The 25,119-nt window shown below is 62.8% G+C and carries 17 protein-coding genes; 8 read left to right on the forward strand and 9 right to left on the reverse strand.

From position 1 onward, the window contains the following. Positions 1–170 precede the first annotated feature (170 nt). A complete protein-coding gene (locus tag QMK33_RS07170; protein WP_283563885.1) occupies positions 171–1,247 on the reverse strand; it encodes an NADH:flavin oxidoreductase/NADH oxidase in 1,077 nt (358 codons plus the stop codon). Positions 1,248–1,461: 214 nt separating this feature from the next. Here QMK33_RS07170 and QMK33_RS07175 point away from each other — a divergent pair, with 214 nt between their 5' ends. The 8 genes from QMK33_RS07175 (at position 1,462) to QMK33_RS07210 (ending at position 11,031) form a co-directional block, all read left to right on the forward strand. Further along, positions 1,462–2,811, forward strand: a complete 1,350-nt coding sequence (locus tag QMK33_RS07175; protein WP_283563886.1) for a Gfo/Idh/MocA family protein — start codon at positions 1,462–1,464, stop codon at positions 2,809–2,811. 185 nt (positions 2,812–2,996) lie between these two features. Further along, positions 2,997–4,319 carry a glycoside hydrolase family 2 TIM barrel-domain containing protein gene (locus QMK33_RS07180; protein ID WP_283563887.1) on the forward strand — a complete coding sequence of 441 codons (1,323 nt, stop codon included), beginning with the start codon at positions 2,997–2,999 and terminating at the stop codon, positions 4,317–4,319. Between the two features lie 27 nt (positions 4,320–4,346). Continuing rightward, positions 4,347–5,198 carry a pirin family protein gene (locus QMK33_RS07185; RefSeq protein WP_283563888.1) on the forward strand — a complete coding sequence of 284 codons (852 nt, stop codon included), beginning with the start codon at positions 4,347–4,349 and terminating at the stop codon, positions 5,196–5,198. 302 nt (positions 5,199–5,500) lie between these two features. Beyond that, positions 5,501–6,418, forward strand: a complete 918-nt coding sequence (locus QMK33_RS07190) for a prephenate dehydratase (RefSeq protein WP_283563889.1) — start codon at positions 5,501–5,503, stop codon at positions 6,416–6,418. Between the two features lie 77 nt (positions 6,419–6,495). Beyond that, positions 6,496–7,701, forward strand: a complete 1,206-nt coding sequence (locus QMK33_RS07195; protein WP_283563890.1) for a pyridoxal phosphate-dependent aminotransferase — start codon at positions 6,496–6,498, stop codon at positions 7,699–7,701. Between the two features lie 75 nt (positions 7,702–7,776). After that, positions 7,777–8,625 carry a prephenate dehydrogenase gene (locus QMK33_RS07200; RefSeq protein WP_283563891.1) on the forward strand — a complete coding sequence of 283 codons (849 nt, stop codon included), beginning with the start codon at positions 7,777–7,779 and terminating at the stop codon, positions 8,623–8,625. Between the two features lie 114 nt (positions 8,626–8,739). Next, entirely contained in the window at positions 8,740–9,810 is a 1,071-nt protein-coding gene (locus tag QMK33_RS07205; RefSeq protein WP_283563892.1) for a chorismate mutase, read from the forward strand. A 189-nt stretch (positions 9,811–9,999) separates the two neighbouring features. Continuing rightward, a complete protein-coding gene (locus QMK33_RS07210; protein ID WP_283563893.1) occupies positions 10,000–11,031 on the forward strand; it encodes an acetamidase/formamidase family protein in 1,032 nt (343 codons plus the stop codon). Positions 11,032–11,129: 98 nt separating this feature from the next. On the opposite strand, the gene QMK33_RS07215 is transcribed toward QMK33_RS07210, so the two are convergent. The 8 genes from QMK33_RS07215 to QMK33_RS07250 all read right to left on the reverse strand — a co-directional run bounded on the left by QMK33_RS07215 (position 11,130) and on the right by QMK33_RS07250 (position 24,989). Next, positions 11,130–12,215 (reverse strand): alpha/beta fold hydrolase, encoded by a 1,086-nt coding sequence (locus QMK33_RS07215; RefSeq protein ID WP_283563894.1) that lies wholly within the window; start codon positions 12,213–12,215, stop codon positions 11,130–11,132. 197 nt (positions 12,216–12,412) lie between these two features. Continuing rightward, a complete protein-coding gene (locus QMK33_RS07220) occupies positions 12,413–12,856 on the reverse strand; it encodes a hypothetical protein (protein ID WP_283563895.1) in 444 nt (147 codons plus the stop codon). 152 nt (positions 12,857–13,008) lie between these two features. Continuing rightward, positions 13,009–14,004, reverse strand: coding sequence for a DUF1028 domain-containing protein (locus QMK33_RS07225; RefSeq protein WP_283563896.1), 996 nt, complete (start codon positions 14,002–14,004; stop codon positions 13,009–13,011). Positions 14,005–14,166: 162 nt separating this feature from the next. Then, complete coding sequence (locus tag QMK33_RS07230) at positions 14,167–14,445, reverse strand: hypothetical protein (RefSeq protein ID WP_283563897.1); 279 nt, start codon at positions 14,443–14,445, stop codon at positions 14,167–14,169. A gap of 221 nt (positions 14,446–14,666) precedes the next feature. After that, positions 14,667–14,894 carry a hypothetical protein gene (locus tag QMK33_RS07235; protein WP_283563898.1) on the reverse strand — a complete coding sequence of 76 codons (228 nt, stop codon included), beginning with the start codon at positions 14,892–14,894 and terminating at the stop codon, positions 14,667–14,669. A 145-nt stretch (positions 14,895–15,039) separates the two neighbouring features. Beyond that, on the reverse strand, positions 15,040–17,133 hold the full coding sequence (locus QMK33_RS07240; protein WP_283563899.1) for a M13 family metallopeptidase: 2,094 nt from the start codon (positions 17,131–17,133) through the stop codon (positions 15,040–15,042). A 273-nt stretch (positions 17,134–17,406) separates the two neighbouring features. Next, positions 17,407–19,758 (reverse strand): translocation and assembly module lipoprotein TamL, encoded by a 2,352-nt coding sequence (gene tamL, locus QMK33_RS07245; RefSeq protein WP_283563900.1) that lies wholly within the window; start codon positions 19,756–19,758, stop codon positions 17,407–17,409. Continuing rightward, entirely contained in the window at positions 19,758–24,989 is a 5,232-nt protein-coding gene (locus QMK33_RS07250; protein WP_283563901.1) for a translocation/assembly module TamB domain-containing protein, read from the reverse strand. Before QMK33_RS07250 ends, tamL begins: the two co-directional genes overlap by 1 nt. Positions 24,990–25,119: the final 130 nt, after the last annotated feature.

Here is a 25,119-nt window from a genome sequence, read left to right on the forward strand (position 1 = left end):
CGCGTTGCCGCGCCATCAGGCAGGCTTTAACGGCGTGGCAACGCGGACTACAAAGTCCGCGCTACATCCTGCTGCATAACATCAGTTAAGACTCACGCAGAAAATGCTTTTTTAGCCCTACCGGGTACGACCCCGCTGGGGCTAAGAATGTCCTCCACGCGAGCCGTTACTTACTTGCGCGGCTTGGCGCGCTCGTATTGCACGGGCCAGGCTACCTCGGCCCCTAACTCGTGGGCGGCGTGCAGCGGGAAATAGGGGTCGCGCAACTCTTCGCGGGCCAGCAGTACGAGGTCGGCCTGGCCGCTGGCCACAATTTGCTCAGCCTCGGCGGGCGTGGTGATGAGGCCCACGGCCCCGGTGGGCACGCCGGCTTCGCGCTTGATGCGCTCGGCAAATTCGACCTGGTAGCCGGGGCCGACCGGAATTTTGGCGTCGGCCACGTTGCCGCCCGTCGAGCAGTCGATGAGGTCCACGCCGCGGTCGCGCAGCCCGGTGCTGAGCTGCACCGACTCGTCGGCCGACCAGCCGCCCTCGGTCCAGTCGGTGGCCGAAATGCGCACCAGCAGCGGCAGGTTGTCGGGCAGTACCTGGCGCACGGTGGCCACTACTTCCAGCAGCAGCCGGATGCGGTTTTCGAACGAGCCGCCGTAGGTATCGGTGCGCTGGTTGCTGAGCGGCGACAGAAACTCGTGCAGCAGGTAGCCGTGGGCCGCGTGAATCTCAATTACCTTAAAGCCAGCCGCTAACGACCGCTCGGTGGCGCTCCGGAAATCGGCAATTACCTTCTTGATGCCGGCCGCGTCGAGCGCCACCGGCTGGGGATAATCGGCCGAAAACGGGATAGCACTGGGCGCCACTACCTGCCAGCCGCCCTCGGCCTCGGGTATGGCGCCGTGGCCTTTGCCCAGCCAGCTGGTGTAGGTGCTGGCTTTGCGGCCGGCGTGGGCCAGCTGCACGCCCGGCACGCTGCCCTGGGCTTCGATAAACTGGTTGATACGGCGCTGAAAATCAATGTGCTCATCCTTCCAAATGCCGAGGTCTTCGGGCGTGATGCGGCCCTCGGGCGACACCGCCGTGGCTTCCTGAATGAGCAAAGCGGCCCCGCCCACGGCGCGGCTGCCCAGGTGCACCAGGTGCCAGTCGTTGGCAAAGCCATCGACGGCGCTGTACTGGCACATGGGCGAAACGACAAGGCGATTTTTGAGCGTGAGGCCGCGTAGGGTAAGCGGCTCGAAAAGTGCGGACATGCGAAAGGAAATAAGCGTCGGGAAAGTAAAAATTGCCTTGCTACTGCTTGCTTATCAAGTAGTTAGTGAGGAAGATAAGCGGCTGATAGCCAGCGATTGACTTGTGCTAAACCAGGTTATGCAGTAGAGGTTATCACCGCCGAGCTTACGTGCCACGGGGGCAACGCTAGGCCCCTGGTGGCACGTAAAGCCAGCTTTCTATCCCCGCACTACTATGTTCCACGAGATTTCCACTGCCGAAACCCTCGACCGGGTTGCGGTCGATACGGCCACCAGCGCCTCGCGCCGCCAGTTTATCAACCACGCCGGGCGCGGCCTGCTGGCTGCCGGCCTGGCCACCGCCCTGCCGCTGGCCGCCGCCGAAGCCGCCGACCTCGGCGGCTTCGATACGCCGCCCATCACGGGCCCGCTCGATATCAAGCTGCCGCCCCTCGAAGCGCCCACCGACCCCCAGGCCGGCCCGCTGCCCAACCCCGACGCCCCCGACCGGCGCGTGGGCTACGCGCTGGTGGGCCTCGGCCACCTCACGCTGGCCGAAATCCTGCCCGCCTTCGGCCAGTGCAAGCACGCCAAGCCGGTAGCTTTGGTGAGCGGCGACGCCGAGAAAATGGCCAAAGTGGCCAAGCAGTACGGCATCAAAGCCAGCAGCTGCTACTCGTACCAAACCTACGATAAGCTCAAGGATAACCCCGAAGTAGAGGTGATTTACATTGTGTTGCCTAATTCGCAGCACCACGAGTTCACGCTGCGGGGCGCGCAGGCTGGCAAGCACATTCTCTGCGAAAAGCCGATGGCCAACACCGTGAAGGAGTGCGAGGAAATGATTGCCGCCTGCAACAAAGCCGGCAAGAAACTCATGATTGCGTACCGCATTCAGTACGAGCCGCTGAACCGCGCCGCCATGAAGCTGGTGCGCGCTAAAACCTACGGCGCGCCCAAGCTCATCCAGATGATGAACTGCCAGAACCAGGCCCACGACCAGCAGTGGCGCCACAAAAAAGCCCTGGCCGGCGGCGGCTCGCTGCCCGACGTGGGCCTGTACTGCCTCAACACCACGCGCTTTCTGCTGGGGGAGGAGCCGACTGAGGTTTCGGCCCAAATCTATAGCACGCCCGGCGACGACCGCTTCCGGGAAATCGAAGAGAATGTGAGCTTTACGCTGCGTTTCCCGAGCGGCGTTATCTCGCAGTGCATGACGGGCTACGGCTCGTTCAACGCTAAGAGCTACGCCGTACATTCCGAAACCGGCACCATCAAAATGGACCCCGCTTTCCCCTACAAAGGCCTCAAGCAGGAGCTGGTGCACGCCCCCAACGGCAAGCAGGTAACCGAAATCCCGAGTAACCCCGCCAAGCAGCATTTCGCCCTCGAAATGGACCACATGGCCGAGTGCGTGCGCGGCAACAAAACGCCCTACACGCCCGGCGAAGAGGGCTTGCAGGACCAGCGCATTATGGAGGCTATCTATCAGTCGGCCAAGGAGAACCGGCCCGTGAAGCTAACCGCCGGCGTGGGTAAAATAGACGCCTTCCGCGGCACGCCGCCCACCGAGGAAGAGGCGTAAGGCACCTCACCCGCGGCCCCTTCTCCCCAAAAGAAGGGAAGCCGGATGATTTCTTGAAAATTCGCAAGGATAGAAAGCACTTTTAGCATTTGCTGAGGGTGCTTTCTGCTTCTCAAAAAGGTGGTCAGGCTCCCCCTCTTCTGGGGAGAGGAGGCCGGGGGTGAGGTGCCCGCGCACGGTTATTTTTGCCAAATTCTACCGCTTCCCACCCCATGAAAAACCGCTTCTCACCCTATGTCCTGACGCTGGCCCTGGCCGCGCTCACCAGCGTGCCAGCCCTGGCCGGCCCACCCGCCGGCCCCATTAAAGTAGCTGTGCGCCAGGCCAATGGCCGCTACGAGCTGCTGCGCGCCGGCCAACCCTACTTCGTGAAAGGCGCGGGCGGCGGCCAGTACCCCGAGCGCATTGCGGCCTACGGCGGCAACTCCGTCCGCACCTGGAGCACCGATGAGGCGCCCAAGGTATTGGCGGAGGCCAATAAGCACCACCTCACCGTGATGCTGGGCCTCGACGTGGCCCGCGAGCGCCACGGCTTCGACTACAACGACCCGGCCGCCGTGGCCGCGCAGCTGCAAAAAATCAAGCAAGAGGTACTTATGTACAAGGATGACCCGGCCGTGTTGTTCTGGGGCATCGGCAATGAGCTGAACCTCGACTACACCAACCCCAAGGTGTGGGACGCCGTGAACGACATCGCGAAGATGATTCACGAAACCGACCCCAACCACCCTACCTCGACTGTGCTGGCCGGGGCCAATAAAAAGGAGGTCGAGTACGTGAAAACCCGCTGCCCGGCCGTGGACATCCTGAGTATCAACACCTACGCCGGGCTGGCCACCCTGCCCCAGCAGGTAGCCGACGCTGGCTGGACCGGCCCCTACCTCGTGGCCGAGTGGGGCCCCACCGGCCACTGGGAAGGCCCCCAAACCGCCTGGAAAGCCTCGGTGGAGGAAACCAGTAGCCAAAAAGCGGCCGTGTATAAGAGCCGCTACGAGGCCTCTATCGAGAAAGACCGGGCGCACTGCCTGGGCAGCTACGTGTTTCTCTGGGGCCAGAAGCAGGAGCGCACGCCCACCTGGTACGGCATCTTCACCGAGAAGGGGGAAGAAACGGAGGTCGTGGACGTGATTCAGTACCTCTGGACCGGCCACTATCCGAAGAATCGCGCCCCGCATATTAGCACGCTAACCCTTGATGGCAAGCCCGCTACGGCCAGCGTAACGCTGCGCCCCGGCCAGCCCTACCCCCTGGCCGCCGCCGTCACCGACCCCGAGCACGACGCGCTCACCTACCAGTGGGAGCTGCTACCCGAGAGCACCGACCTCAAGCAGGGCGGCGACCGCGAAAGCCGCCCCACGCCCGTGGCGGGCCGCGTACCGGCCGGCGCAACGGGCCAAACCACGCTTACCGCGCCCACCGCGCCGGGGGCCTACCGCCTGTTTGTGTACGCCCACGATGGCCACGGCAACGTAGCCACCGGCAACATACCGTTTCTGGTGCCGAACTGAAGGCGGGGCAGCGAGTTAAAGCACTCTATGCGCACCGTCATTCAAAAGCACCGGGCCGTAAGCGCCCCCATTGCCGACCTCGTTACGTACCGGGCAATCCCCACGCAATCAGTCGAATACATTGACCCGTTTTTGTTTCTGAACCACCACGGGCCGCAAGTGTACCGGGCTAATAACCGGGGCCTACCCTTCGGCCCGCATCCGCACCGGGGTTTCGAAACGGTCACGTTTATTCTGGAAGGCGATATTCTGCACAAGGACAGCAGCGGCCACGAGAGCGTGATAAAAGCCGGCGGCATTCAGTGGATGACGGCCGGCGCGGGCCTCATCCACGCCGAAGTGTCGTCCGATGAGTTCAAGAAAACGGGTGGGCCACTCGAAATCTTGCAGCTTTGGGTGAACCTGCCGGCGAAGTTCAAGCTGATTGAGCCGCGCTACATTGGCCTGCAAGCCAACGAGATACCCGTAACGGAGCTGGCTGCCGGCGTAACCGCGCACGCGGTATCGGGCAATTGGTCGGGCACCGCCGGGGCCGTGCAGCCGCTGGCCGACGTGGCTTTGGCCTGGCTCGACCTGGCGGCGGGCGCGGCGGTGACGCTGCCCATTGCGGCCAGCCGCAGTGTATTCTTCTACGTGGTAAGCGGTAGCGTGCGCGTAAACGGCACCGAAGCGTTTGCCCGCGAGCTGGTCGAGTTTACTTATGATGGCGACGAGCTGGTAATTAAAGCATTGGCTACCAGCGTGTTGCTACTAGGCCACGCCGAGCCGTTTGGTGAGCCGGTGGTGTCGGGCGGGCCGTTTGTGATGAATACGGAGGCCGAAATCGAGCAGGCGTACACCGATTATCAGCAGGGGAAATTTGGCACCTGGAACGGGTGAGGTAGCGTGGACTCTGCGAGTCCGCGCGTGGGGTCATTGACCAACGTTACCACGCGCGGACTCGCAGAGTCCACGCTACGGCGCTTGGAGATTTAGAATTCCTGCCTACCTTGCCACCCAGTTCGACAGATATCATGTTCACCGCCCGCTACTTTTTTGGCTTCTATTATTTTACGCCTCCCGCGTAGAACGAGTCGCCATGTAGCTAAGCCACTGAGATTTAGCAGCGCCACTCGTTCTTCGGGTGGCGCTTTTTTTATGCGTTTCAGCTTTGTAGCCAGCTACTTCAAGCACCAAGCACTATGTATCAAGCACCAGCAAGCGTTGCCATTCAGGGTTTCCAAGGCAGCTTCCACGAAGTAGCGGCCCGCCAGTATTTCGGGGCGGCCCCGGCGCTGAATTTCTGCGCCACCTTTGGCGAAGTGGTGGCCCAGGTAGCCGACGGCCGCGCCGAGGCGGCGCTCATGGCCATGGAAAACTCGCTGGCGGGCAGCATCTTACCTAATTATCTGCTGCTGGAGCGCGCCCACCTCACCATCACGGGCGAGGTGTACCTGCCCATCCACCAGCACCTGCTGGTGCTGCCCGGCACCACGCTGGCCAACATCCGGGCCGTGCACTCGCACCCCATGGCCCTGCGCCAGTGCGGCGACTTCCTGAGCCAACACCCCCACTGGCAACTAGTTGAAACCGAAGACACTGGCCTCAGCGCCCAGTTGCTGGCCCAGCGCCGCCCGGCGGGCGTGGCCGTAGTAGCCGGCGCGCAGGCCGCCGAGGCCTTCGGCCTGGAAATTCTGGCTCCCGCCATCAACGACGACCCCAGTAACTACACCCGCTTCCTGGTGTTGGAGTGCGCCGCCGAGGCCCAGCCGGTGGCCCAGCCCGATAAGGCATCGCTGTATTTCTACACTTCGCACGCGCCGGGCATGCTGGCGCGGGTGCTCACGCTGGTAGCCAGCCACGGCCTGAATTTGAGCAAGTTGCAGTCGTGCCCGCGCCCCAGCCAGCCCTGGCACTACGGCTTCCACGCCGACGTGGAGTTTGGCGCGCCCGCCCAGCTGGCGGCCCTGCTGGCCGAGCTGCCCGCCGTGACGGAGGAGCTGCGGGTGCTGGGCGCCTACGAGCGCGGCAGCATGGATTTCAGGCAGGAGTTTTCCGCGCCAGTTGTCATTGCGGGCGCAGCGAAGCAATCGCATCAGCACGACCCGATAGAACGATAAGAATTCAACGATTTCGTGCTGATGCGATTGCTTCGCTGCGCGCGCAATGACAGCCGATTATCTAAGTAGCTAGAAAAATGCAAGTTTCCACCGCCAGCCGCCTGGCCCACACCGGCGAATACTACTTCTCGCGCAAGCTGCGCGAGCTGGCCGCCCTCAACGCGGCCGGGGCCAATATCATCAGCCTGGGCATCGGCAGCCCCGATTTGCCGCCGCACCCGCGCGTGGTGGCGGCGCTGGCGGCCACCGCCGCCCAGCCCAACGCCCACGGCTACCAGAGCTACCAGGGCACGCCCGCGCTGCGCCAGGCCATGGCCGGCTTCTACCAAAAAAGCTACGGCGTGGCCCTCGACCCCGCCACCGAAGTGCTGCCCCTGGCTGGCTCCAAAGAGGGCCTGATGCACATTGGCATGACCTTTCTGGAGGCCGGCGACGCGGTGCTCATCCCCAACCCCGGCTACCCCACCTACCGCGCGGTGGCCGAAATCTGCGGGGCCGAGGTGCGCGACTACGACCTGACCGCCGCCACCGGCTGGCTGCCCGACCTGGAAGCCCTGGCCCAGAGCGACTTGCGCCGCGTGAAGCTGATGCTCGTCAACTACCCGCACATGCCCACCGGCACGCCGGCCAGCCCCGAGTTTCTGACCAAGCTGGTTGAGTTTGCCACGGAGCACGGCATTATGCTGGTGCACGACAACCCCTACGGCTTCGTGCTGAACGAAACGCCGCCCACCAGTCTGCTCAGTATTCCGGGCGCCAGGGAAGTGGCGTTGGAGCTTAACTCGCTGAGCAAGAGCCATAACCTGGCCGGCTGGCGCGTGGGCATGCTGGTGGGCCGCGCCGATTGGCTCACCGAGGTGCTGCGCTTCAAGAGCAACATGGATTCGGGCGTGTTCCTGGGTATTCAACAGGCGGCGATAGCGGCGCTGGCGCTGGGTGAGGAGTGGTTTGCAGAATTGAACGCCACCTACCGCGCCCGGCGCGAGCTGGTGCGCGAACTGCTGGCGGCGCTGGGCTGCGAGGCCGCGCCGGGCCAAACGGGCCTGTTCGTTTGGGCCGCCGTGCCGCCGCAGTACGCCGATGGCTACGCCCTGAGCGACGCCGTGCTGGCCGAGGCGCGGGTTTTTCTGACGCCCGGCGGCATCTTCGGCAGCAACGGCAACGGCTACATCCGGGCCAGCCTGTGCCAGCCCGAAAGCGTGCTGCGCGAGGCGCTGGAACGGGTTGAAAGTATGAAAGTAACTCATGCAGACCGCCGGGTAGCAGCTCGCAAGCAGCAGTAAATCAATCGTCAGCAACGAGGTGAGCGAGGTGCTTCCCTTCGGTCTGCACGACGTGCAGGTAATAAGTGTATTAGTATGACTATCACCATAATCGGCCTGGGCCTCATCGGCGGCTCGCTGGCGCTCAGCCTGCGCCAGCACGGGCTAGCCACGCGGCTCATCGGCGTGGAGGCCAACCCCGCTTACGCCCGCCGGGCGCTGGAGCTGGGCCTGGTCGATGAAATCGGCCCCGACCTGGCGGCGGCGGTGGCCCCGGCAGCCCTCGTTATTGTGGCCGTGCCCATGGATGCCATGCTGACGGTATTACCGCAAGTGCTTGATTTAGTAACTGATAAGCAGCTGGTTATCGACGTTGGCTCGACCAAGGGCAACCTGCTGGCGGCCGTGGCCGGGCACCCGCGCCGGGGCCGCTTCGTGGCCGTGCACCCCATGGCCGGCACCGAATACTCGGGCCCCGATGCGGCGGTGAGTGGCTTATTCGAAGGCAAAACGCTGGTAGTCTGCGATGCTGCCGCCAGCGACCCCGACGCCGTGGCCACGGTGGAGGCCCTGTTTCGGGCCGTGCCCATGCGGGTGCTGCACCTCGGCGCGGCCGACCACGACCTGCACACGGCCTACGTGTCGCACATCTCGCACCTCACCTCGTTTGCGCTGGCCCTCACGGTGTTGGAGAAGGAGCAGCGCGGCGAGCAGCGCATTTTTGACCTAGCCGGCGGCGGCTTTGCCTCCACCGTGCGGCTGGCCAAGAGTGCGCCGGCTACCTGGGTGCCCATCTTCCGCCAAAACCGGGAAAACGTGCTCGATGTGCTCGATGAGCACCTGGTGCAGCTGCATAAGCTGCGCGAACTGCTGGCCACCGAGGATTACGTCGGGCTGACGCAGCAGCTGGAACACGCCAACGAGATAAAGAAAATAATTCCCTGAAATGTAAAACGGAGTGCCACTCCGTTTCCGCTCGGCCAGCTTGTGCGGCCCGTGCTTACGCCAAACGGAGTGTCACTCCGTTTTACTTCGCTTTCACAACCAACTCATACCCCCATGTTCAACGACCTCTTCAACCGCAAACCCGAGGATAAGCCCTTCCTCATCTCTGGCCCGTGCTCGGCCGAAACCGAGGAGCAGGTGCTCGAAACCTGCCAGCGCCTGGCCGCCACCGGTAAGGTGCAGGCCCTGCGCGCCGGTATCTGGAAGCCCCGCACCAAGCCCGGCGGCTTCGAAGGGGTGGGGGCCAAGGGCCTGCCGTGGCTCAAAAAAGCCAGCGAGCTCACCGGCCTGCCGGTGGCCGTGGAAGTAGCCACCGCCAAGCACGTGGAGGACTGCCTGGCCTTTGGTGTGGACCTGGTGTGGGTGGGCGCGCGCACCACGGGCAACCCGTTTTCGGTGCAGGAAATCGCCAATGCCCTGCGCGGCGTCGATATTCCGGTGCTGGTCAAAAACCCCATTCACCCCGAGCTGGAGCTGTGGGTGGGGGCCATCGAGCGCCTGCAAAAAGCTGGTTTGAAGCAGGTTGGCATGATTCACCGGGGCTTTTCGAGCTACGGCAACACCGACTTCCGCAATGCGCCGATGTGGCACCTGCCCATCGAGATGAAGCGCCGGATGCCCGAGCTGCCCATCCTCAACGACCCCAGCCACATCTGCGGCCGGCGCGATACGTTGTTTGCCGTGGCGCAGCAGGCGCTCGACCTCGACTTCGACGGCACCATGATTGAGAGCCACATCGACCCCGACAACGCCTGGAGCGATGCCAAGCAGCAAATCACGCCCGAGGTGCTGGGCCAACTCATCACCAACCTGGTGTGGCGCCACGAGACCACCGACAAGGCCGAGTACCTGACTGCCCTGGCCGGCCTGCGCGAGCAAATCAACAACCTCGACGCCGAGGTGATGCAGCTGCTGGGCCGCCGCATGGCCGTGGCCGAAAAAATCGGGCAGTACAAGAAAGACAACGACATTACCATCCTGCAAACCGCCCGCCTCAACGAGATTCTGGAGCGCAGCAAGCGCCAGGGTGCCCAGGTGGGCCTCACGGAAGATTTCGTGGAGCGCTACCTGGAAGCCGTTCACCTGGAGTCGGTTATGCGCCAGGAGCGGGTAATGAACGGGTAGGCGAAGTAGCTCCACGCCCGGCCCCTCCCCTGCGGGGGTGGGGAGCCAGACGAATTTGCCGATGCGTTACTGTAGCTTTCATCCCCCAGGTAAGAGGGGTTTTGGCAGACGAACGATTGCGTTGCCCCGGCTCCCCTCCCCCGCAGGGGAGGGGCCGGGGGGGTGCCGTTCGTGCCGTACTTTCCAGCAATGAAAAAAAATACCCGATTCCTCCTGCTAGCCGCCGCGCTGCTGGCTGGCTGCCAGGCCCAGGCGCAACGCCTGCCCAAAGCCCAGCACGAGCTGCTGGCCACCCCCACCACCGTGGCCTGGGGCTACTACTCAGCCGATGCGCCGCCGGTGATGCGCATCAAATCGGGCGAGACGGTGCAGGTGCACACGCTCCTTACCTCCAGCCCCACGCGGCTCGAAGGGGCGGGCGTGGCCCCGGCGCAGGTAGAGCAGTCGCTGCGCGATATCTATGAGAAAGTGACCAACAAGGGGCCGGGCGGGCATATCCTCACCGGGCCCATTTTTGTGGAAGGGGCCGAGCCGGGCGACGTGCTGGAGGTGCGCATCAAGGCCATTGAGCTGGCTATTCCGTACGCCTACAACGGGTTTGGGCCGAAGAGCGGGTTTATTCCCGAAGACTTTGGCTACGCCAAGATGAAGATTATTCCGCTCGATAAGAAGCGGATGGTGGCCGACTTTGCGCCCGGCATTGAGCTGCCGCTGCACCCGTTTTTTGGGAGCATGGGCGTGGCCCCGCCGCCCGCGATGGGCCGGGTAAACAGCGCGCCACCCGGCATATTCGGCGGCAACCTCGACAACAAAGACCTGGTGGTGGGCACCACGCTCTACCTGCCGGTGCACGTGCCGGGCGCACTATTCTTTGTGGGCGACGGCCATGCTGGCCAGGGTAACGGTGAGGTCGATATCACCGCCCTCGAAACTTCCCTGACCGGCAACCTGGAGTTTATCGTGCACAAAGACACGCACTTAGCCCTGCCCCGTGCCGAAACGCCGACCCACTACATCAGCATGGGCCTGGATGAGGATTTGACCCTAGCCGGCAAGCAGGCCGTGCGCGAAATGATAGCTTTCCTGATGAAAACCAAGGGCATGACCAAGGACGATGCCTACATGCTGTGCAGCGTGGCCGGCGACCTCAACGTGACGCAAGTGGTAGACGGCACCCGCGGCGCGCACATGCTGCTACCCAAAAGCATTTTCAAAAAGTAGCGTAAGCTTTAGCTTGCGAGTGAGCGTAGCGAGCAGGCGGCTCCGCGCGGCGCGAACGACCATACTCCCTGGCGCTCGCTCGCAAGCTAGAGCTTACGCTACTTTAGAAACTTCCCAATGTTTTCGTTCAGAAACTTGGCGTCGGCGGGGTTGCTGGCCGCGCCGGCGGTGTGGCCCCACAGCGACGGAATGGGCAGCAGCTGCACGCCCGCAATGAACGCCGCCTCATAGCGCGCGTCGCCCACCGGGAAGTATAAATCCGTTTCGGAAGGCATGTATAAAATGGGCACCTTGATGCTGCGCAAGACTTTTTCGACGTCGCCGCCCATGCCGGGCGTGGTGCCCACGTTGTGGTACTCCCAGGTGCGCATCTGGGCGATGAGGTCGTTGGCGTCGGCCCCCGGAATGAAGTGCGTGCGGTAGTTATTCAGCACTTGCTCGAAGGTGGTGCCGGGCTTCTCCTCGTTGCGCCACAGCTCTTTGCGCCACCACTCCTGCGAGAAAAGCCAGCCCGTCCAGACGGTGGCGAAGGCTTCGATGCCTTTAGTGGGCGGCGCGGTGTAGTCGCCGTTCCGGAAAGCCTCATCGGCGGTAAGGGCCGCTATCTGGCCTTCGAGGCGTACTACGCCATGGGGGTAGTTCTTGGCCGTGCCCGAGGTAGCCACGATGCGGTCGGCGAAGGTGGGGTAGCTCACGGCCCACTGAAAGGCCTGCTGCGCGCCCATCGAAAAGCCAATGATGGCGCGCAAATGCGTTATTTTTAAGTCTTTAGCCAGTAGCTCGTGCACGGCCTGCACGTTGTCGCGGATGGTCATCACCGGGAAGCGCGGGCCGTGAAACGGCTCGGGCGTGTTGCTGGGCGAGGAGGAATGGCCGTTGCCAAACAGCTCGGTAGTAACCAGAAACAACTTGGTGGTATCGAGGCACTTGCCGGGGCCGATGAGCCACTCATAGCCCCGGTGGTCGGCCATGTAATGCGAGGGCAGCAGCACGGCATTGTCGCGCTTGGCGTTGAGGTGGCCGTAGGTGCCGTAGCCCACCCGCGCCTGGGGCAGCACCGCGCCGCCCTCGGTTTTAAAGTTGGGGAGGGTGAAAAAGTGGTGCGGCACTTTAGCAGCCGGCTTGGTTTGGGCCTGGGCGACGAAGGCGGTGAGTAGGAAAAGCAGGGGTAGGAACTGGCGCATAACGAAGAGTAAGTAAAAGTGTAGCGTAAGCTTTAGCTTGCGGGTGAGCGCCAGCGAGCAGGCGGCCCCGCCCGGCGCGAACGACCCTGCTCGCTGGCGCTCGCTCGCAAGCTAAAGCTTACGCTACAGGGCTGGCAGCTGCTTACTTTGATGCAATTTTTTACAAGTGTTTAATTCAAAGTTAGTTACGAAATATGCTACGCAACGGCCTGTCTCACCTGCTCATAGGTTTTGGTGGGAAACTTCAGTTGCCAGGCTTTTTTGACTTCGGCGAGGAGCGATAGCAAGTGCGCTGTATCCTGGCTAGCCAGCTGGCTTTTCAGGGCCAGCTTCGCCGGGGCTGTTAGTGTTTGGTTATCAATAATTTGTGCCAATTGCCAATCAGAAAGGTGCTGATAATCTTGGCGGAACGCAGTGAATTTCGCCAAGATTATCAGTGCTTCTCTGGCAAAGCCCAGGCCAGTGGCGCTTTCGTGGGTGGCCATTAAAACCAGGTTCTCCAAGCGGCTGGCGTACGCATTTTGCTCGGCAAATGCGTCGCCGGCAAACTGCTGGTACAGCTCGGTATATTCGTGGCTCAGCGCCTGCAGCTGCGCTTCCAGCTGGCTTAGCTTAACCAAAAAGGAATCCAGATTGGGCATTGAGGACTGGTTTGATGGGTAATAGCCACATCGGCGTCGAGGGCGATGAGTAGCGCGAAGTTTCCACTTCGTGCGTGAGCGCAGCGAGCATGGTCGTTTGAGCCGCGCGGTACCGCCTGCTCGCTGCGCTCGCTCGCAAGCTGAAGCTTACGTTACAGGGCCAGAATCTGCTTCAACTCAGCCGGCGACACGGTGAGCAGGCCCACTTTAGGCAGGCGCTCAGTTAATACCCGCCAGTTGGGCTCCTGCTTGAAAATGGGTTTCAGCAGGGCCATTGCGGCGGGCACCTGCTGCTTGTTGGCCAGCGTGATGGCGTGCCAGTACTTCATTTCCAGGTTATTAGGAAGCATCTTTTCGGCGGCCTGGTACTCGGCAATGGCCCCTGGCATGTCGTTTTTTTCCACGGCCAGGTCGCCGGCGTTCATGTGGTCGTAGGCGCGGTGCAACTTCAGCAGGCGGCGCAGCTCGGGCAGGGGCGCGGCGCTGTCATCCACGCGCAGGTCCACGAGGCGGTCGGCCCAGGGGCCTTCGGTGGTGGTGCCGCGCACCACCAGCAGCGCCGCCGACTGGCGGCCCCGGATGTCGCCGCCGGCGGCCTGGGCCGCGTCGAGGGCGGCGAGCACGCGCTCGGCCAGGGGCAGGGCGGCGCTGGCTTCGTAGGCCTTGGCCATGGCCCCCCACACGGTGGCGTTGAGCATCATATTGGCCTGCACCGAGAACTGCGCGCCTTGCTGGTGGCCGGCCATATCCACGCATTTTTTGCCGGTGTGGGTGGCCACGCGGCCCTGGTTATCCAGGATGGCCACCTGGCGCACCTCGCGGGCCTCGTCGGCGGCCAGCAGCTCGTCGAGCGCCTGCTGGGCGGTTTTGCCGCTCTTTAGCAACGCCAGACCGCGCAGGCCAAACGACTTATTGGTAAACGATTGCGTGGCTACTACGCCCACGCCGGCCTCGGCCCAGCTCACGCTGGTGCCCACCGAAAACCAGTGGCTTTGCACAGCCACGGCCATTTCGCCGGTCTTGGGGTCGCGGGCCACGATGCTGAAGGTGTGGGCCAGCGGGTCGGTGGCCGAGTAGATGGACTGCGCAGCGGCTGGGCGCGCCAGCAGCAGCAGCGCCGCGAAAAAGGGTAGGAGTTTGCGAAGCATAAGTTGGAAGAAAAGCGAAAGTAGCTACCCGCCGGCCGAACCCCGCCCAGGCGCTAGCCCCCAACGCCAACGACCTCCCGGCAAAAATGCCAGTAGGCTGCGTAGTAAGTAGTTATGCAAAAGACAAGTTTGGCGCTAAGGCCCTTACTCTACCGTTAAGTGCTAGCTGAGGGCACCGGCGCTGATTTGCCGACGCATGGTGTAGAGGCCGCGGGCCACGCCGGGCAGCGCCAGCGCGCGGCTGGCTTCGGTAGAGGGGGCAGGGTATTGCTGCAACACGCTTTGGCCCAGTGCATTGAGTAGCGATACGCCGATGCCCTGCTGGCCCAGGCTGGCTGGCAAGCTCAGCGACACGCACCCGCCCGCCGCGGGGTTGGGGTGGAGAAACACGCCCGCCGCCGCGACCGCCGTGGCCCTGGTGCCCAGCAGGGTGCCCTGCACATAGCCGCGCAGCCACACCAGCGCCGCGCGCGCTGTTTGTCATCGTTCACCAGAGGCGCGCCCTGGGCGGTGCGCCAGTGGCGTAGCCGCACTGTACCCGCCCACCTAGCCATATCAGTAATAAATTTTTAACCCATTGAAAATGAGAAAGATGAAAAATTGAGTGCATTGCGCGGCCCCTGGTACCCGTGTTTATCCCTGCGCGCCCAGGCCGCCGCTTCCTACTGAAGCCGCCTTTTTAAGCCGTTTCGTGGCTCTGCCGCCAGCCGAGCGTAGCAGTCGGTAGAAGAGTATTTGCTGCGCGACGAGCCCTGGCCCACATGCTGCCCCTGCTGGCGCAAGTGGCGCTTCTTGCCGGGGCGCGCCTGGTAGTGGGTCTGCATGGAGCCGGGCCAGGCCACCTGCCAGTTGGTCGATACCGTGGCTTGGCTGGCCGGGCCGACCAACACAAAAAACGGGTACCAGCTAACGCCGATACCCGTGAGTCAGTGGGCCAACGCGGCTTTTGCGTGAGTCCTATCAAGTTGCAGGCTAGCGCGCCGCCGCGCCGGTTCGCCGGCGCAAGCCGGCCGGCCGGCGCGGCCTGCACTTATTTTACCAGATAACTGCCCGGTCGGCGGCCGTACGCGTCATCTTATCGCCTTCCTTGCAGCCAAAGGCCGCCTGAAACTGCGGCATATTCATAACTGGCCCGATGGTGCGGTACTGGCCCGGCGAGTGCGGGTCGGTCTGAATTTGTTGGCGCAGGGCTTCGGGCCGGATGTTGGTGCGGCGCAGCTGGGCCCAGCTCAGGAAGAAGCGCTGCTCGGGCGAAAAGCCGTCGTACTGCGGGCGCGGGCCGTTGCCGTAGCGCTGCGCCAGCTGCTTTTCGAGGGCACCGTGCACGATGGTGAGGCCGGCGAAGTCGGCCAGGTTTTCGCCCATCGTGAGCTTGCCGTTCACGTGCACCGAGTCGAGGGGCGAAAAGGCGTCGTACTGGCGGCCCACCACGGCGGCGCGCTTCGTAAACTCGGCCGCGTCCTGGGGCGTCCACCAGTCGCGCAGGTTGCCCTGGCTGTCGTACTGCCGGCCCTGGTCGTCGAAGCCGTGGGTCATTTCGTGGCCCATCACGCCGCCAATGGCGCCGTAGTTCACGGCGTCATCGGCCTTGGGGTCGAAAAAGGGCGGCTGCAGGTAGCCGGCCGGAAAGACAATCTCGTTGAGCGGCGGGTTGTAGTAGGCGTTGATGGTGGGCGGGGTCATACCCCATTCGGTGTGGTCCACGGGGCCGCCAAAGCGGGCGGCCTCGCGCCGGCTTTCCCAGCGGCGGGCGTTGAGGATGTTGGTGGCGTAGCTGGCCCGCGTGATGGGCAGGGCCGAATAGTCCTTCCACTTATCGGGGTAGCCGATTTTTACGCGCAGGGCGTTCAGCTTTTTCAGGGCCTCGGCCTTGGTGGGCGCGCTCATCCAGGTGTTGGTTTGGATGTGCTCGGCCAGGCTAGCCTTGATGTTGGCCACCATGTCGAGAGCCTTCTGCTTGGCCTCCGGCGAGAACGCCTTGTCCACGTACAACTGCCCAAACGCCTCGCCAATGGTGGCGTCGGTTGAAGCCTGCACGCGCTTCCAGCGCACGGTTTGCACCTTGGCCCCGGTGAGGGCCTGGTTGTAGCGAAAGCTGGCCTCCACGTAGGCGGCCGGCAGCGTGGCGGCCACCGAGCGCACCAAGTGCCAGCGCAGATAGGTCTGAATAGCAGCCAGCGGCTCGGTTTTGAGCAAGCTGTTCAGCTCATCAAAAAATGTGGGCTGGCCCACAATAACCTCTTGCGCCTTAGCTAGCTGCATACTGGCCAGCAGCTGCGGCAGCTGCACGGCCGGGTAGCGCTTGGCGGCGGCGGCCAGGGGCATCTGGTTGTAGTTGGCCTGCGGGTCGCGCAGCTCCACGCGGCTGCGCGAGGCGGTGGCCAGGCGCTTTTCGAGGCGCTCGACGGTGGCGGCGTTGCGCTGGGCCAGGGCCGCGTTATCGCCCAGCAAACCAAATACTTGCTGCATGTAGGCCTGGTACGCGGCCCTGATTTTGAGGGTGCGCGCGTCGTCCTTCAGGTAGTAGTCGCGGTCGCCCATCGTCAGCCCGCCCTGGTCGAGGCCAATGACGTAGCGGGTCGTGTTCTTCTCATCGACCTGCACGCCGCCCCGGAAAAACGCGCCGGTGCCCAAATCCTGCTCGTGGGCGAGGAGTGCGGGCAGCCCGGCGCGGGTTTTGAGGGCCGCAATGCGGGCCAGCTCGGGCTTGAGCGGCGCAATGCCGGCTTGCTCAATGGCCGCCGTGTCCATGGCCGCGCCGTAGAAATCGCCCACTTTCTGGGCGTTGGAACCGGGCGCGGCGCTACGGTTGGCCGCGGCTTCCTCCAGAATTTGCTTGAGCGTGGCCTGGGTGCGCAGGCCCAGCAGGTTGCGCGGCCCCCAGCTGGTAGCGTAGCTCGGAATCGGGTTGGATTTCAGCCAGTTGCCACCCGAAAACTCGAAGAAATCCTGGCACGGCGACACCGTGCGGTCGAGGTCGGCCACGTCGAGGCCCACGCCGGCCGGGGCGGGCGCAGCGGCCGGCGTGGCCGGCGTGGGGGTGGTAGCTACGGGCGTGGCTGGGCCGCTGCTGGCGCAGCCAGCCAGGCCAAGCAGGGCGGCACCGTGCCAAAAGAAACGTTTAGCCATGGGGGAAGGGGAGGGGAAGAGTGAATTACTGCAAGGTAGGGTAAGCTTTAGCTTGCCAGTCGTTGTTATAAAATAGTGTATATCAGATAAATAGTAGTAATAAGGTTCTGGCATCTGGTAAGCTAAAGCTTACCCTGCACCGCGACTGCGCAAGCCATGCGCTACGGTAAATAAACCAACTGCCGCGTCCATGCAAGGCCCGCCCACGCCAAAAAAAAGGCCCGTTGCTGCTGCAACGGGCCCTCCAATAGCCAGCCTTCGCGCCCAAAAAAGCTAGAAAGGGTACCCAATAGCCAGGTTCAGGCGGCCGGTTTTATCGTCGGGCGTGCCGTAGTTGGCGCGCAGCGGAATGGCGTAGTCGAAACGAATGACGAAGAACTGCACGTCGATGCGCAGGCCCAGGCCCGCGCCCACGGCCAGCTGCTGCATAAACGTGCTGGGGCTGAACTTGCCGCCGGGGCGCGAAGGGTCGTCGTTGACCAGCCACACGTTGCCGGCATCCACGAAGGCCGCGCCCTTCACGTAGGGAAACAGGTCTTGGCGGTACTCCAGGTTGCCTTCCATACGAATGTCGCCGGTCTGGTCGTAGTAGTTATTGATAAAATCGGTGGCCACTGGGTGGTACGAGCCGGGGCCAATCTGCCGCGCCGCAAAGGCCCGGATGGAGTTGGGCCCCCCAATGCCGTACTGCCGCACGTAGGGCAGCGACAGGCCGCCCGAGTTGCCGTAGGGCAGGCCCACGCCCAGCTGGAGCCGGCCCACCAGGCGGTTGCCCGACGTGGGCTTGGGGCTGATGCGGTAATACTCGCGCAACTCCAAATCGACTTTGGCAAACTGGGCAAACGGTTGGCCGGCTAGGGTATAGCGCTCAGTGGGCGTTTTGGTGCCCACGGCGGCGCGGGCAAACAGGTTGGCGAAGTTGCCCGCCAATTCGCCCTGGCCCTGGAAGAAAATCTGCTGGCGGCGGTTTTCCAGCACCTGCTGGTTATAGGTATAGCGGTAGCTGCTGGCTAGGATAAACTGTGAGGTGTAGGCCTGCTTGAGAAACGGCCGCGCCACGAGCACCCGGTCAAAGGCTGGGTCGGTGCTCACGGCGTTGTACGACACATCAACCAGCTTCAGCTCCTGCTCATTGGTAATCTTGGTTTTCCACGAGTAGCCGTAGTTGGCCGAGTAGGTGGTGGTGCTGAAGTAGCCGGTGCGCGTCACATACCGGATGCCGGCCCCGAAGTTGGTGCGCGGCTGAAAGTCGGAATTTACCAGCCGGGGGTTCAGAAAAGGCAGGTTGGGTGCCAACAGCCGGGGCAAAATCAGCTTGGCATCGAGCCCAAATTCGGTCGAGATGAGGCCCGAGTTGTTACGACTCTCGGCGTTGGAGGGGGCCTTGGTTTGCACCTCATACGAGGCCACGGCGTTGATGAGCAGCTGCTCGGCCCCGCGCAACGCCGAGCGGTTGCGGAACTGCGCCGTGAGGCCCGGCCCCGTGAAGCCGCTGCTTTTGCTCACCAGCTGCAACTCGGCCCGCAGGCTCTTCTTCTTGAGCTGCGTCATCAGAATGTCGCTATCCAAAAAGGCGCGGCCGGCCGAGTCGGGGGCTGCCGAGAGGTCAAACTTGGTTTCGACGTAGCGGAAAGTGCCCAGGCTCATGAGGCGCGAGAGGGTCTGGTCGCGCCGCTTCTGCCGAAACAGGCTGTCGGGGTACAGAAACACGGCCCGCGTAATGGCCTTGGCCTTAAACATCGACTCGTCGGGGTAGTACAGGTACTTGTTGTAGCGAAATGGCTCGCGGGCTACCGTGTCGGTGAGCTGAAAGTCGGTGTTCAGGCTCACCTTTTTCAGCCAGTAGGGCCGCAGTCCCTTCAGCGGCGCGTCGGGCTTCACGCGGTAGTGCACGCCCACCTGCCCGCGCCCGGCCAGTGTGCTATCTACCTGAAATAATAAGTAGCTGGAATTGAAGTAGTAATAGCCCTGGTTTTTGAGGGCGTAGTCGATGCGCACCCGCTCGTTGGTGAGCACATCCAGGTCGTAGGGGTCGCCCACTTTGAGCAGGGTTTCGGCCTGCAGGCCCCGAATGGCCTGGTCGATGAGCGTGTCGCGCTCCGGCCAGAGAATTTCCTTGATGAGGTACTGCGTGCCCGGCCGGGCGGTGTAGGCAATCTGGGCGGTTTTTTCCTGGCTCTTCACCTCGCTGCTAGCCGTGGCGTGGAAGTAGCCCCGGTTCTGCATGCGGTTGGCCATCAGCTTTTGGGTGGCGCTTGGCTGGGCTTGGCTCAACAGCACTGGGGCCTCGCCCAGCTTGCCGGCCAAAAAGTGCCCCAGGCCTTTTTGCTTGCCCACGCCCAGGTGCCAGAAGTATAGCTTGGGCCGCAGCCCCAGAAAAGACGCATTGGGCGCGGGCCGCACCACGGCTTCCAGCTCGGTTTGCAGCACATCCTGGTTGCGCAGCTTCTCGGGGGCCTCAATCGTGACCGTGCTGCCCGTGTAGAGCTTCTGCCCGTCGGGAATGTATTTCAGCCCCGAGCACGAGGCCAGCAGTAGCGCGGGTAGTAGCAGCCAGGCGGCGCGGCGCGGTGCCGCCACCGGTTGCACCTTGTCAGATAAACAGGTATTAATCAGCTTCCTCATTACTTCGTGGTATCGGGGCGGGTGGCGGCGCGGGCACCGCGGGCGGCGGCCGTCGAGTCGGCCATGCGTTGCTCGCGCTCCTTCATTTCCTCCTTGTCTTTTTTGGTTTGCTCGCGGGCATCGCGCATCTGTTCCTTCTGGGCCGGGGCCAGCTTCGCAAACAGGTCCTTGAAACTGTCGTAGTCGCGCTGGAAAACCAGGGCTGCGCCCGTGCGCACAATGGGCCCGTCGATATCCTCGTACGAGTTTTGCCGGAAGGCCCGCAGCCGCAACCGGCCATCGCGCAAGATGGTGTATTCCAGGCTTACATCACCGGCAAAGCTACTAGCCGAGTTTTTACCCGAGGTGGCATTGTTGCCCTGCCCGCTCAGCGGCACGTCGGTGCCCAGCCGCACGGTGAGGCGGTTATTAAACAGCTGCCGGCGCACGGCCACGTTCAGGTCGGTGCGGCTCTGGGCCGAGCCGCTGCTGTAGTCGGCCTGGTTGGTCACGCCCAGGTCGAGGCCCAGGCCGGCCAGGTACTTGCCAGTCAGGTTCTGAAGCTGGTCGGTGAGCACCTGGCTCACCGAGCCGCGCAGCTGGCTGGCCAGGATGCCCTCGCCGGCCGTCGTCTCAAACGGGTTTTGCTGAATGAAGCGGCCCAGCACCAGCAGCGAAAACACCTGCTTGCTTTGCTCCGAAGTCTGGTCGGGTTGGCGCAGGCGGGCCAGCGCCGCATCTACCTCGCCACCCACGGCACTGCTCTTATCGGCCTGCGGCAGCGTAATATCAAAGCCGATAATGGGCTTGCTCAGCGGCCCCGTGGCCTTAATAGCCACGTTAAAATTCAGCGTATTGCGCGCCATGTTAGTGGCGTAGCCGCTGCTGGTGCCCTGCGAGGCCAGCAGCTCGGCCGGGGCCGCCTTCACCTTATACACCGCCGTAATGTTGAGGTCGGCGTTGTAGGGGTCGCCCGTCCAGATAATGGTGGAGCCGCGCGTGATGATGAATTCGCGGCTGGCCAGCCCGTACAGCGACAGCCGGTACTGCCCGCGCCGCACGTCGAGCCGCCCGCTCAGCCCAATGTTGCCGCCCGCGTCGATGGTGGTTGTGAGCGTGCCCGCCGCCCGAATGCGCAGGTTGTCGCCGCTCACCGGGTCCACGATGAACGTGAACGGCGTGGCGTCGGTGATGGTAATCGCGGCCCTTATTTCGTAGCCCACCACGCCCGAGTTAGCCGTGTCGGCCTTCAGGCTGCGCAATGAGTCGGGCAGGCTGAAGTCTACAAACTCCACAATGCCCTCCCGCGCTACTACCGAGGGGTCTATGGCCGGGTTTTCCACCGTCAGGTCCGAGCCCTTCACCACCGTAGCCTTGGTGTCGATTTTAATGAGTGAGAGCGGCCCCGTCAGGCGCGTGTCCGAGTCTACCACCAGCCGGCCGTAGTAGAGGGTATTGTCTTTGCTGCGCTTGCTGCGCACGGCCAGGAAATTATCGGTTGTGGCCCGCAGGTCCAGGGAATAGGCCTTTGGGTCGGCCAGGTTCTTGGTGCGCAAGTACCCGTTGGCCACCGCTTTATTACCAGCCGAGTCCAGCACCGTAAAATCCCGGAACCGAATGCCTTCTGCATCAAAGCCCACTTCCTGGTTGGCAATGCGGAACGGCGAGCCGAGCTGCGGCACCACAAAGCTGGCATCGGTTGAGGTAGTGAGCTGCCCGCGCACCTCGGGGGCGCTGGGGGTGCCCGCCACATCGAGCTTGCCACGCAGGTAGCCAGTGCTCTGGCTCAGCTGCCCGGCCGAGAACGGCTCGGCCGTCTTCAGGTTCAGCCGGGCCACGTTGGCCACGAAGTTGAGCGGGTTCTGGGCGCCCGTGGCCGTAGAGTAGTACCCACTCAGGGTCACATCGTTGCCGCCGCCGCCCGTAAGGCGGGCGTTTACGTCGTAGCGGTCGGGGGTAGGGTTGCGGGCTTGCAGCGCCACATCGCCCAGCACCGTTTTGCTGTACAGCAAGTCCTTGATGGTGAGGTCGGCCGTAAATGCCTGCTTTTTGGTGCCCAGGTTGCGGGCCACGGCCTGCCCGTTGAGGGTGCCGCCCAGCGTCGAGTCGGCTTGCCCAATGGCCTTGCTGATGATGCCCAGGTTGAACTGCTCGAAGCGCACGGCCAGCGGCGAGGTGTTCACGGCCGGGTTCTCGCTCTGCACCACCAGCGCTGAGGTGCCGTTGCTGAGGCGCAGATTGTTAGCCACAACAGTGCCGTCGGCGTTGTAGCGCACGTAGTTGCCGGCGCCCGCCGTCCAGGTATCGTAGTTGATTATCTGGTCGTTGGCGAAGGCAAACTGGTAGCCGTCGCCGCGCCGGCCCTGGGGCACTACGGCCAGCGCGCCGGCCAGCACCAGCCGCTCGCGGTTGCTGCTGTCGCCGAGTATGGCGGCCCGCACGTTCACCTTGTTATCGGCCACGGTACCCGTGATGCTGGGCCGCCGCAGGTTCAGGCTGGTATCTTGCTTGGCGCTGGCCAGGCGCAGCGCGTAGTCGAGCTTCTGCGGGTTCGAGCCTACATCCAGCCGCACCGAGTCGAGGCGGTAGGTGCTGTAGCGCACCACCGAAATGCGCGTATCGGCTGTGAGCCTGGCCTGGGCCCGGCTGTACTCGCCGGCCAGCGTGAAGGGCGATATTTCCTTCAAATCCTTCACCAGCTTGGTCAGCAGCTGCGTGCGCTTCACTTGCAGTGAATAGGTAAAGCGCTGGTCGCCACTAGTATTGGTAAATGGCTGCACGCCCGGCAGCTTGAAATAGCGGCTGATGTGCCGCTGCAATTCGGTAGCCAGCTCGCCCAGCCGCACGTTGCCATCCAGCCGCACGTTGGCTAGGTCCGAGTTGATTTTAACCGCCGTGCGCGTGGCGTTCTGCACAATGCTGCCTTGCAGCGAGTCCAGCGCAATGGGCTGCCCATCAGTAGTAATCACCACCTTGCGCCCGCTAAACGTGCCGTTAATCGTGTTCAAATCCGAGCCGCGGATACTGGCCGTCAGGTCGCCCTGAATGCGCAGGTCGCCGCCGGTGTAAAAGCCTAGTTTTGTGAGGTTTACGCCCCGCAGGTTCAGCGAGGTGACTTCGTAGGTGGGGTTTTTGGCGTCGCGCAGGTTCACTACCGCGTTCAGGTCGAGGTCGAGGTTAGGGTCGGAATGGCTGCTGGCCGCAATAGTGTACTTGCCGCGGTCAATAGCTACCGTGGTAGCCACACCGTGGTAGTTGTAGCCGTTGTAGCGGGCGCTCTGAATATTGGCCGTAAGCTTGCCCACCAACGTGTTGGGGTCCTGCAAGTTGCCAGTGGCGTTGATGCGCCCCGTGCCCGTAATCGTGCCAATAGTAGGGTCTTTCAGCAGCTTACCCGCGTCGAAGCTTTGCAGCGCAAACGTGCCCACCAGCGGCTGCTGCCCATTGGCCTGCGCCGCCCCCAGCTTGCCGTTGAACGCCACATTACCATACGTCGAGCGCAACTTCAAATTGGTGTCAAACGCCAGCGTAGTGGGCCGCCCCTTAAAGGTGCCGCTCAGCGAAACAGTCGGCGGAATGCTGATGTTGTCGGGTACCGTGCCCTTGGGCAGCACGCTCAGCAGGTCGGCCCGCGTGCTGCTAAACTTCTGAATATCAAGGTCTACGTACAGCCGGCCATCCACATTGGGCAGGCCCACGATATGCGCCCGGCGCGCCTGCATGGTAGTGTTGCGCAGCCCCACAAAGTCGAAGTTGCGAATCAGCAAATCGCCCAGCCGGCCACTCACCAGCCCGCTCAGTAGCACGCTTTGGTTGGGGCCGGTGGTGAAGGGCGGCGTGTTGGCCAGGCTCGGCACCAGGTACAGCACGTCGCGGAAGCCGAGGCGCGTGTTGCGCAGGTCGCCGCTCAGGCCCAGGTTGGGCAGGTCGTCGGCAATGGCGCTCAGGCTCTTAAAGTGCATGCCCAGGCTGCGCTTGAGGCGCGTGTGCGGCGTCACGAGGTCGAGGCTGTCGAGCCGGATTTCCACCGAGTCGTACACCACATTAGCCCGCGCCGAGCTGATGGCGAAGCCGCTCTGGTCCTTGCCCGCCAGGTTGTCAATCTTCACCGTGGTCAGGTTCTCGGTGAAGGACAGTTCCCGCGTATTCAGCACTAAATCAGTGAAGTGCAGGTGGCTATAGTCGAGTGCCGGGTAGCGGCTTTTCAGCTTGGGGTCGTTGAAGTTATCGAAGTTTACTGTCACCTGGCTGATATCGGATTCGCCCAGCGTTACGCGCCATTTCAGGGGCGTGGCGCTGGCCTTGTCGGCGGCCTCGTCCACTTTGCGCACCGCTTCGGCAGGGTTGATGGCCCGCTGCTCCACCGGCACGTCCTTGTTCTGCGAGTAAGCAAACGTGGTGTTTTTCAGCGTGAGCTTGCTAAGGTCGATTCGCTCCTTGGCCAAGTCAATGTTCTTGGCCGTGATGTCGGCCAACCCGATTTTTGTGTTGATATACTGCGCCGACGGCGCGTTCTTATACACGAAGCCCACGTCTTCCAGCGTGGCTTTGTTCAGGCCAAACGTCAGGTCCAGCGGCTTCTCAGGCTTCTTGTCATCCAGCTCGGGCGCAGTTTTGGTTTGCTCCATGCGAATGAAGGCGTGGCGCAACGCTGCGTTATCCACCTTATACACAGCGTTATCCACATCTACCTCGTCCATGTTCACCAGTAGGTCGCCGAGTTTGGCGCGTAGGTCGGAACCTGCTACCTGGTCATTCTGGGTAAACAGAATATTGCTCAGGTGCACCCTGCCAACGTTGTATTTCAGCCCCGCGCTGGTGGTGTCAACCGGCGCTGTGGGGTCGGTAAAGGCCTTGATAATGAAGTCGTAGTTATTGATGCTGTCGGGCTCGGTGCGGGTCAGGCGCACGCGGCCGTTTTCCATCTCCACGTCCTTGATGTTGACCTGTTTTTTTAACAGCGCGAAAATATCAACGCTTACTCCTAAGTGGCCCACGCTCAGCAGGGTATCGCGCTGCTGGTCGGCCAGGTACACGTTATCGAAGTTGATGGCGTGCCGAAAATCAGTGCGAAACGTCCCCAGGCGCACTTCCGTTTTGAGCTTGTCGCGCAGGTAGCCCTCTGCCCGCCGCGCCACAAAATCCTGCCCTGCCGGAAACTGTAAAAACGCAATTACTCCCACCACCAGCACGAGTACCAGCGCGATTAATCCAAGGATAACGTACAGCAGGCGTCGTAGATAGATGGTCACAAGCAGATAAAAAGGGGGCGAAGCGGGTACAGCCCGGTAGTTAAACCGAGCTAAGTCTTCCCAAACGGGAAACTATTGGACGGGGTTGGGCGAATACCGGCAAAAATAGCGTTGGTTGAGGCAGCACAAC

Origin of the sequence: Hymenobacter sp. H14-R3, from assembly GCF_030063445.1 — a bacterium.
GTDB lineage: Bacteria > Bacteroidota > Bacteroidia > Cytophagales > Hymenobacteraceae > Hymenobacter.

Coding starts and splice junctions, on each gene's coding strand:
- QMK33_RS07170 (WP_283563885.1), bottom strand. CDS start 1,247: ATGTCCGCACTTTTCGAGCCGCTTACCCTACGCGGCCTCACGCTCAAA.
- QMK33_RS07175 (WP_283563886.1), top strand. CDS start 1,462: ATGTTCCACGAGATTTCCACTGCCGAAACCCTCGACCGGGTTGCGGTC.
- QMK33_RS07185 (WP_283563888.1), top strand. CDS start 4,347: ATGCGCACCGTCATTCAAAAGCACCGGGCCGTAAGCGCCCCCATTGCC.
- QMK33_RS07190 (WP_283563889.1), top strand. CDS start 5,501: ATGTATCAAGCACCAGCAAGCGTTGCCATTCAGGGTTTCCAAGGCAGC.
- QMK33_RS07195 (WP_283563890.1), top strand. CDS start 6,496: ATGCAAGTTTCCACCGCCAGCCGCCTGGCCCACACCGGCGAATACTAC.
- QMK33_RS07200 (WP_283563891.1), top strand. CDS start 7,777: ATGACTATCACCATAATCGGCCTGGGCCTCATCGGCGGCTCGCTGGCG.
- QMK33_RS07205 (WP_283563892.1), top strand. CDS start 8,740: ATGTTCAACGACCTCTTCAACCGCAAACCCGAGGATAAGCCCTTCCTC.
- QMK33_RS07210 (WP_283563893.1), top strand. CDS start 10,000: ATGAAAAAAAATACCCGATTCCTCCTGCTAGCCGCCGCGCTGCTGGCT.
- QMK33_RS07215 (WP_283563894.1), bottom strand. CDS start 12,215: ATGCGCCAGTTCCTACCCCTGCTTTTCCTACTCACCGCCTTCGTCGCC.
- QMK33_RS07220 (WP_283563895.1), bottom strand. CDS start 12,856: ATGCCCAATCTGGATTCCTTTTTGGTTAAGCTAAGCCAGCTGGAAGCG.
- QMK33_RS07225 (WP_283563896.1), bottom strand. CDS start 14,004: ATGCTTCGCAAACTCCTACCCTTTTTCGCGGCGCTGCTGCTGCTGGCG.
- QMK33_RS07240 (WP_283563899.1), bottom strand. CDS start 17,133: ATGGCTAAACGTTTCTTTTGGCACGGTGCCGCCCTGCTTGGCCTGGCT.
- tamL (WP_283563900.1), bottom strand. CDS start 19,758: ATGAGGAAGCTGATTAATACCTGTTTATCTGACAAGGTGCAACCGGTG.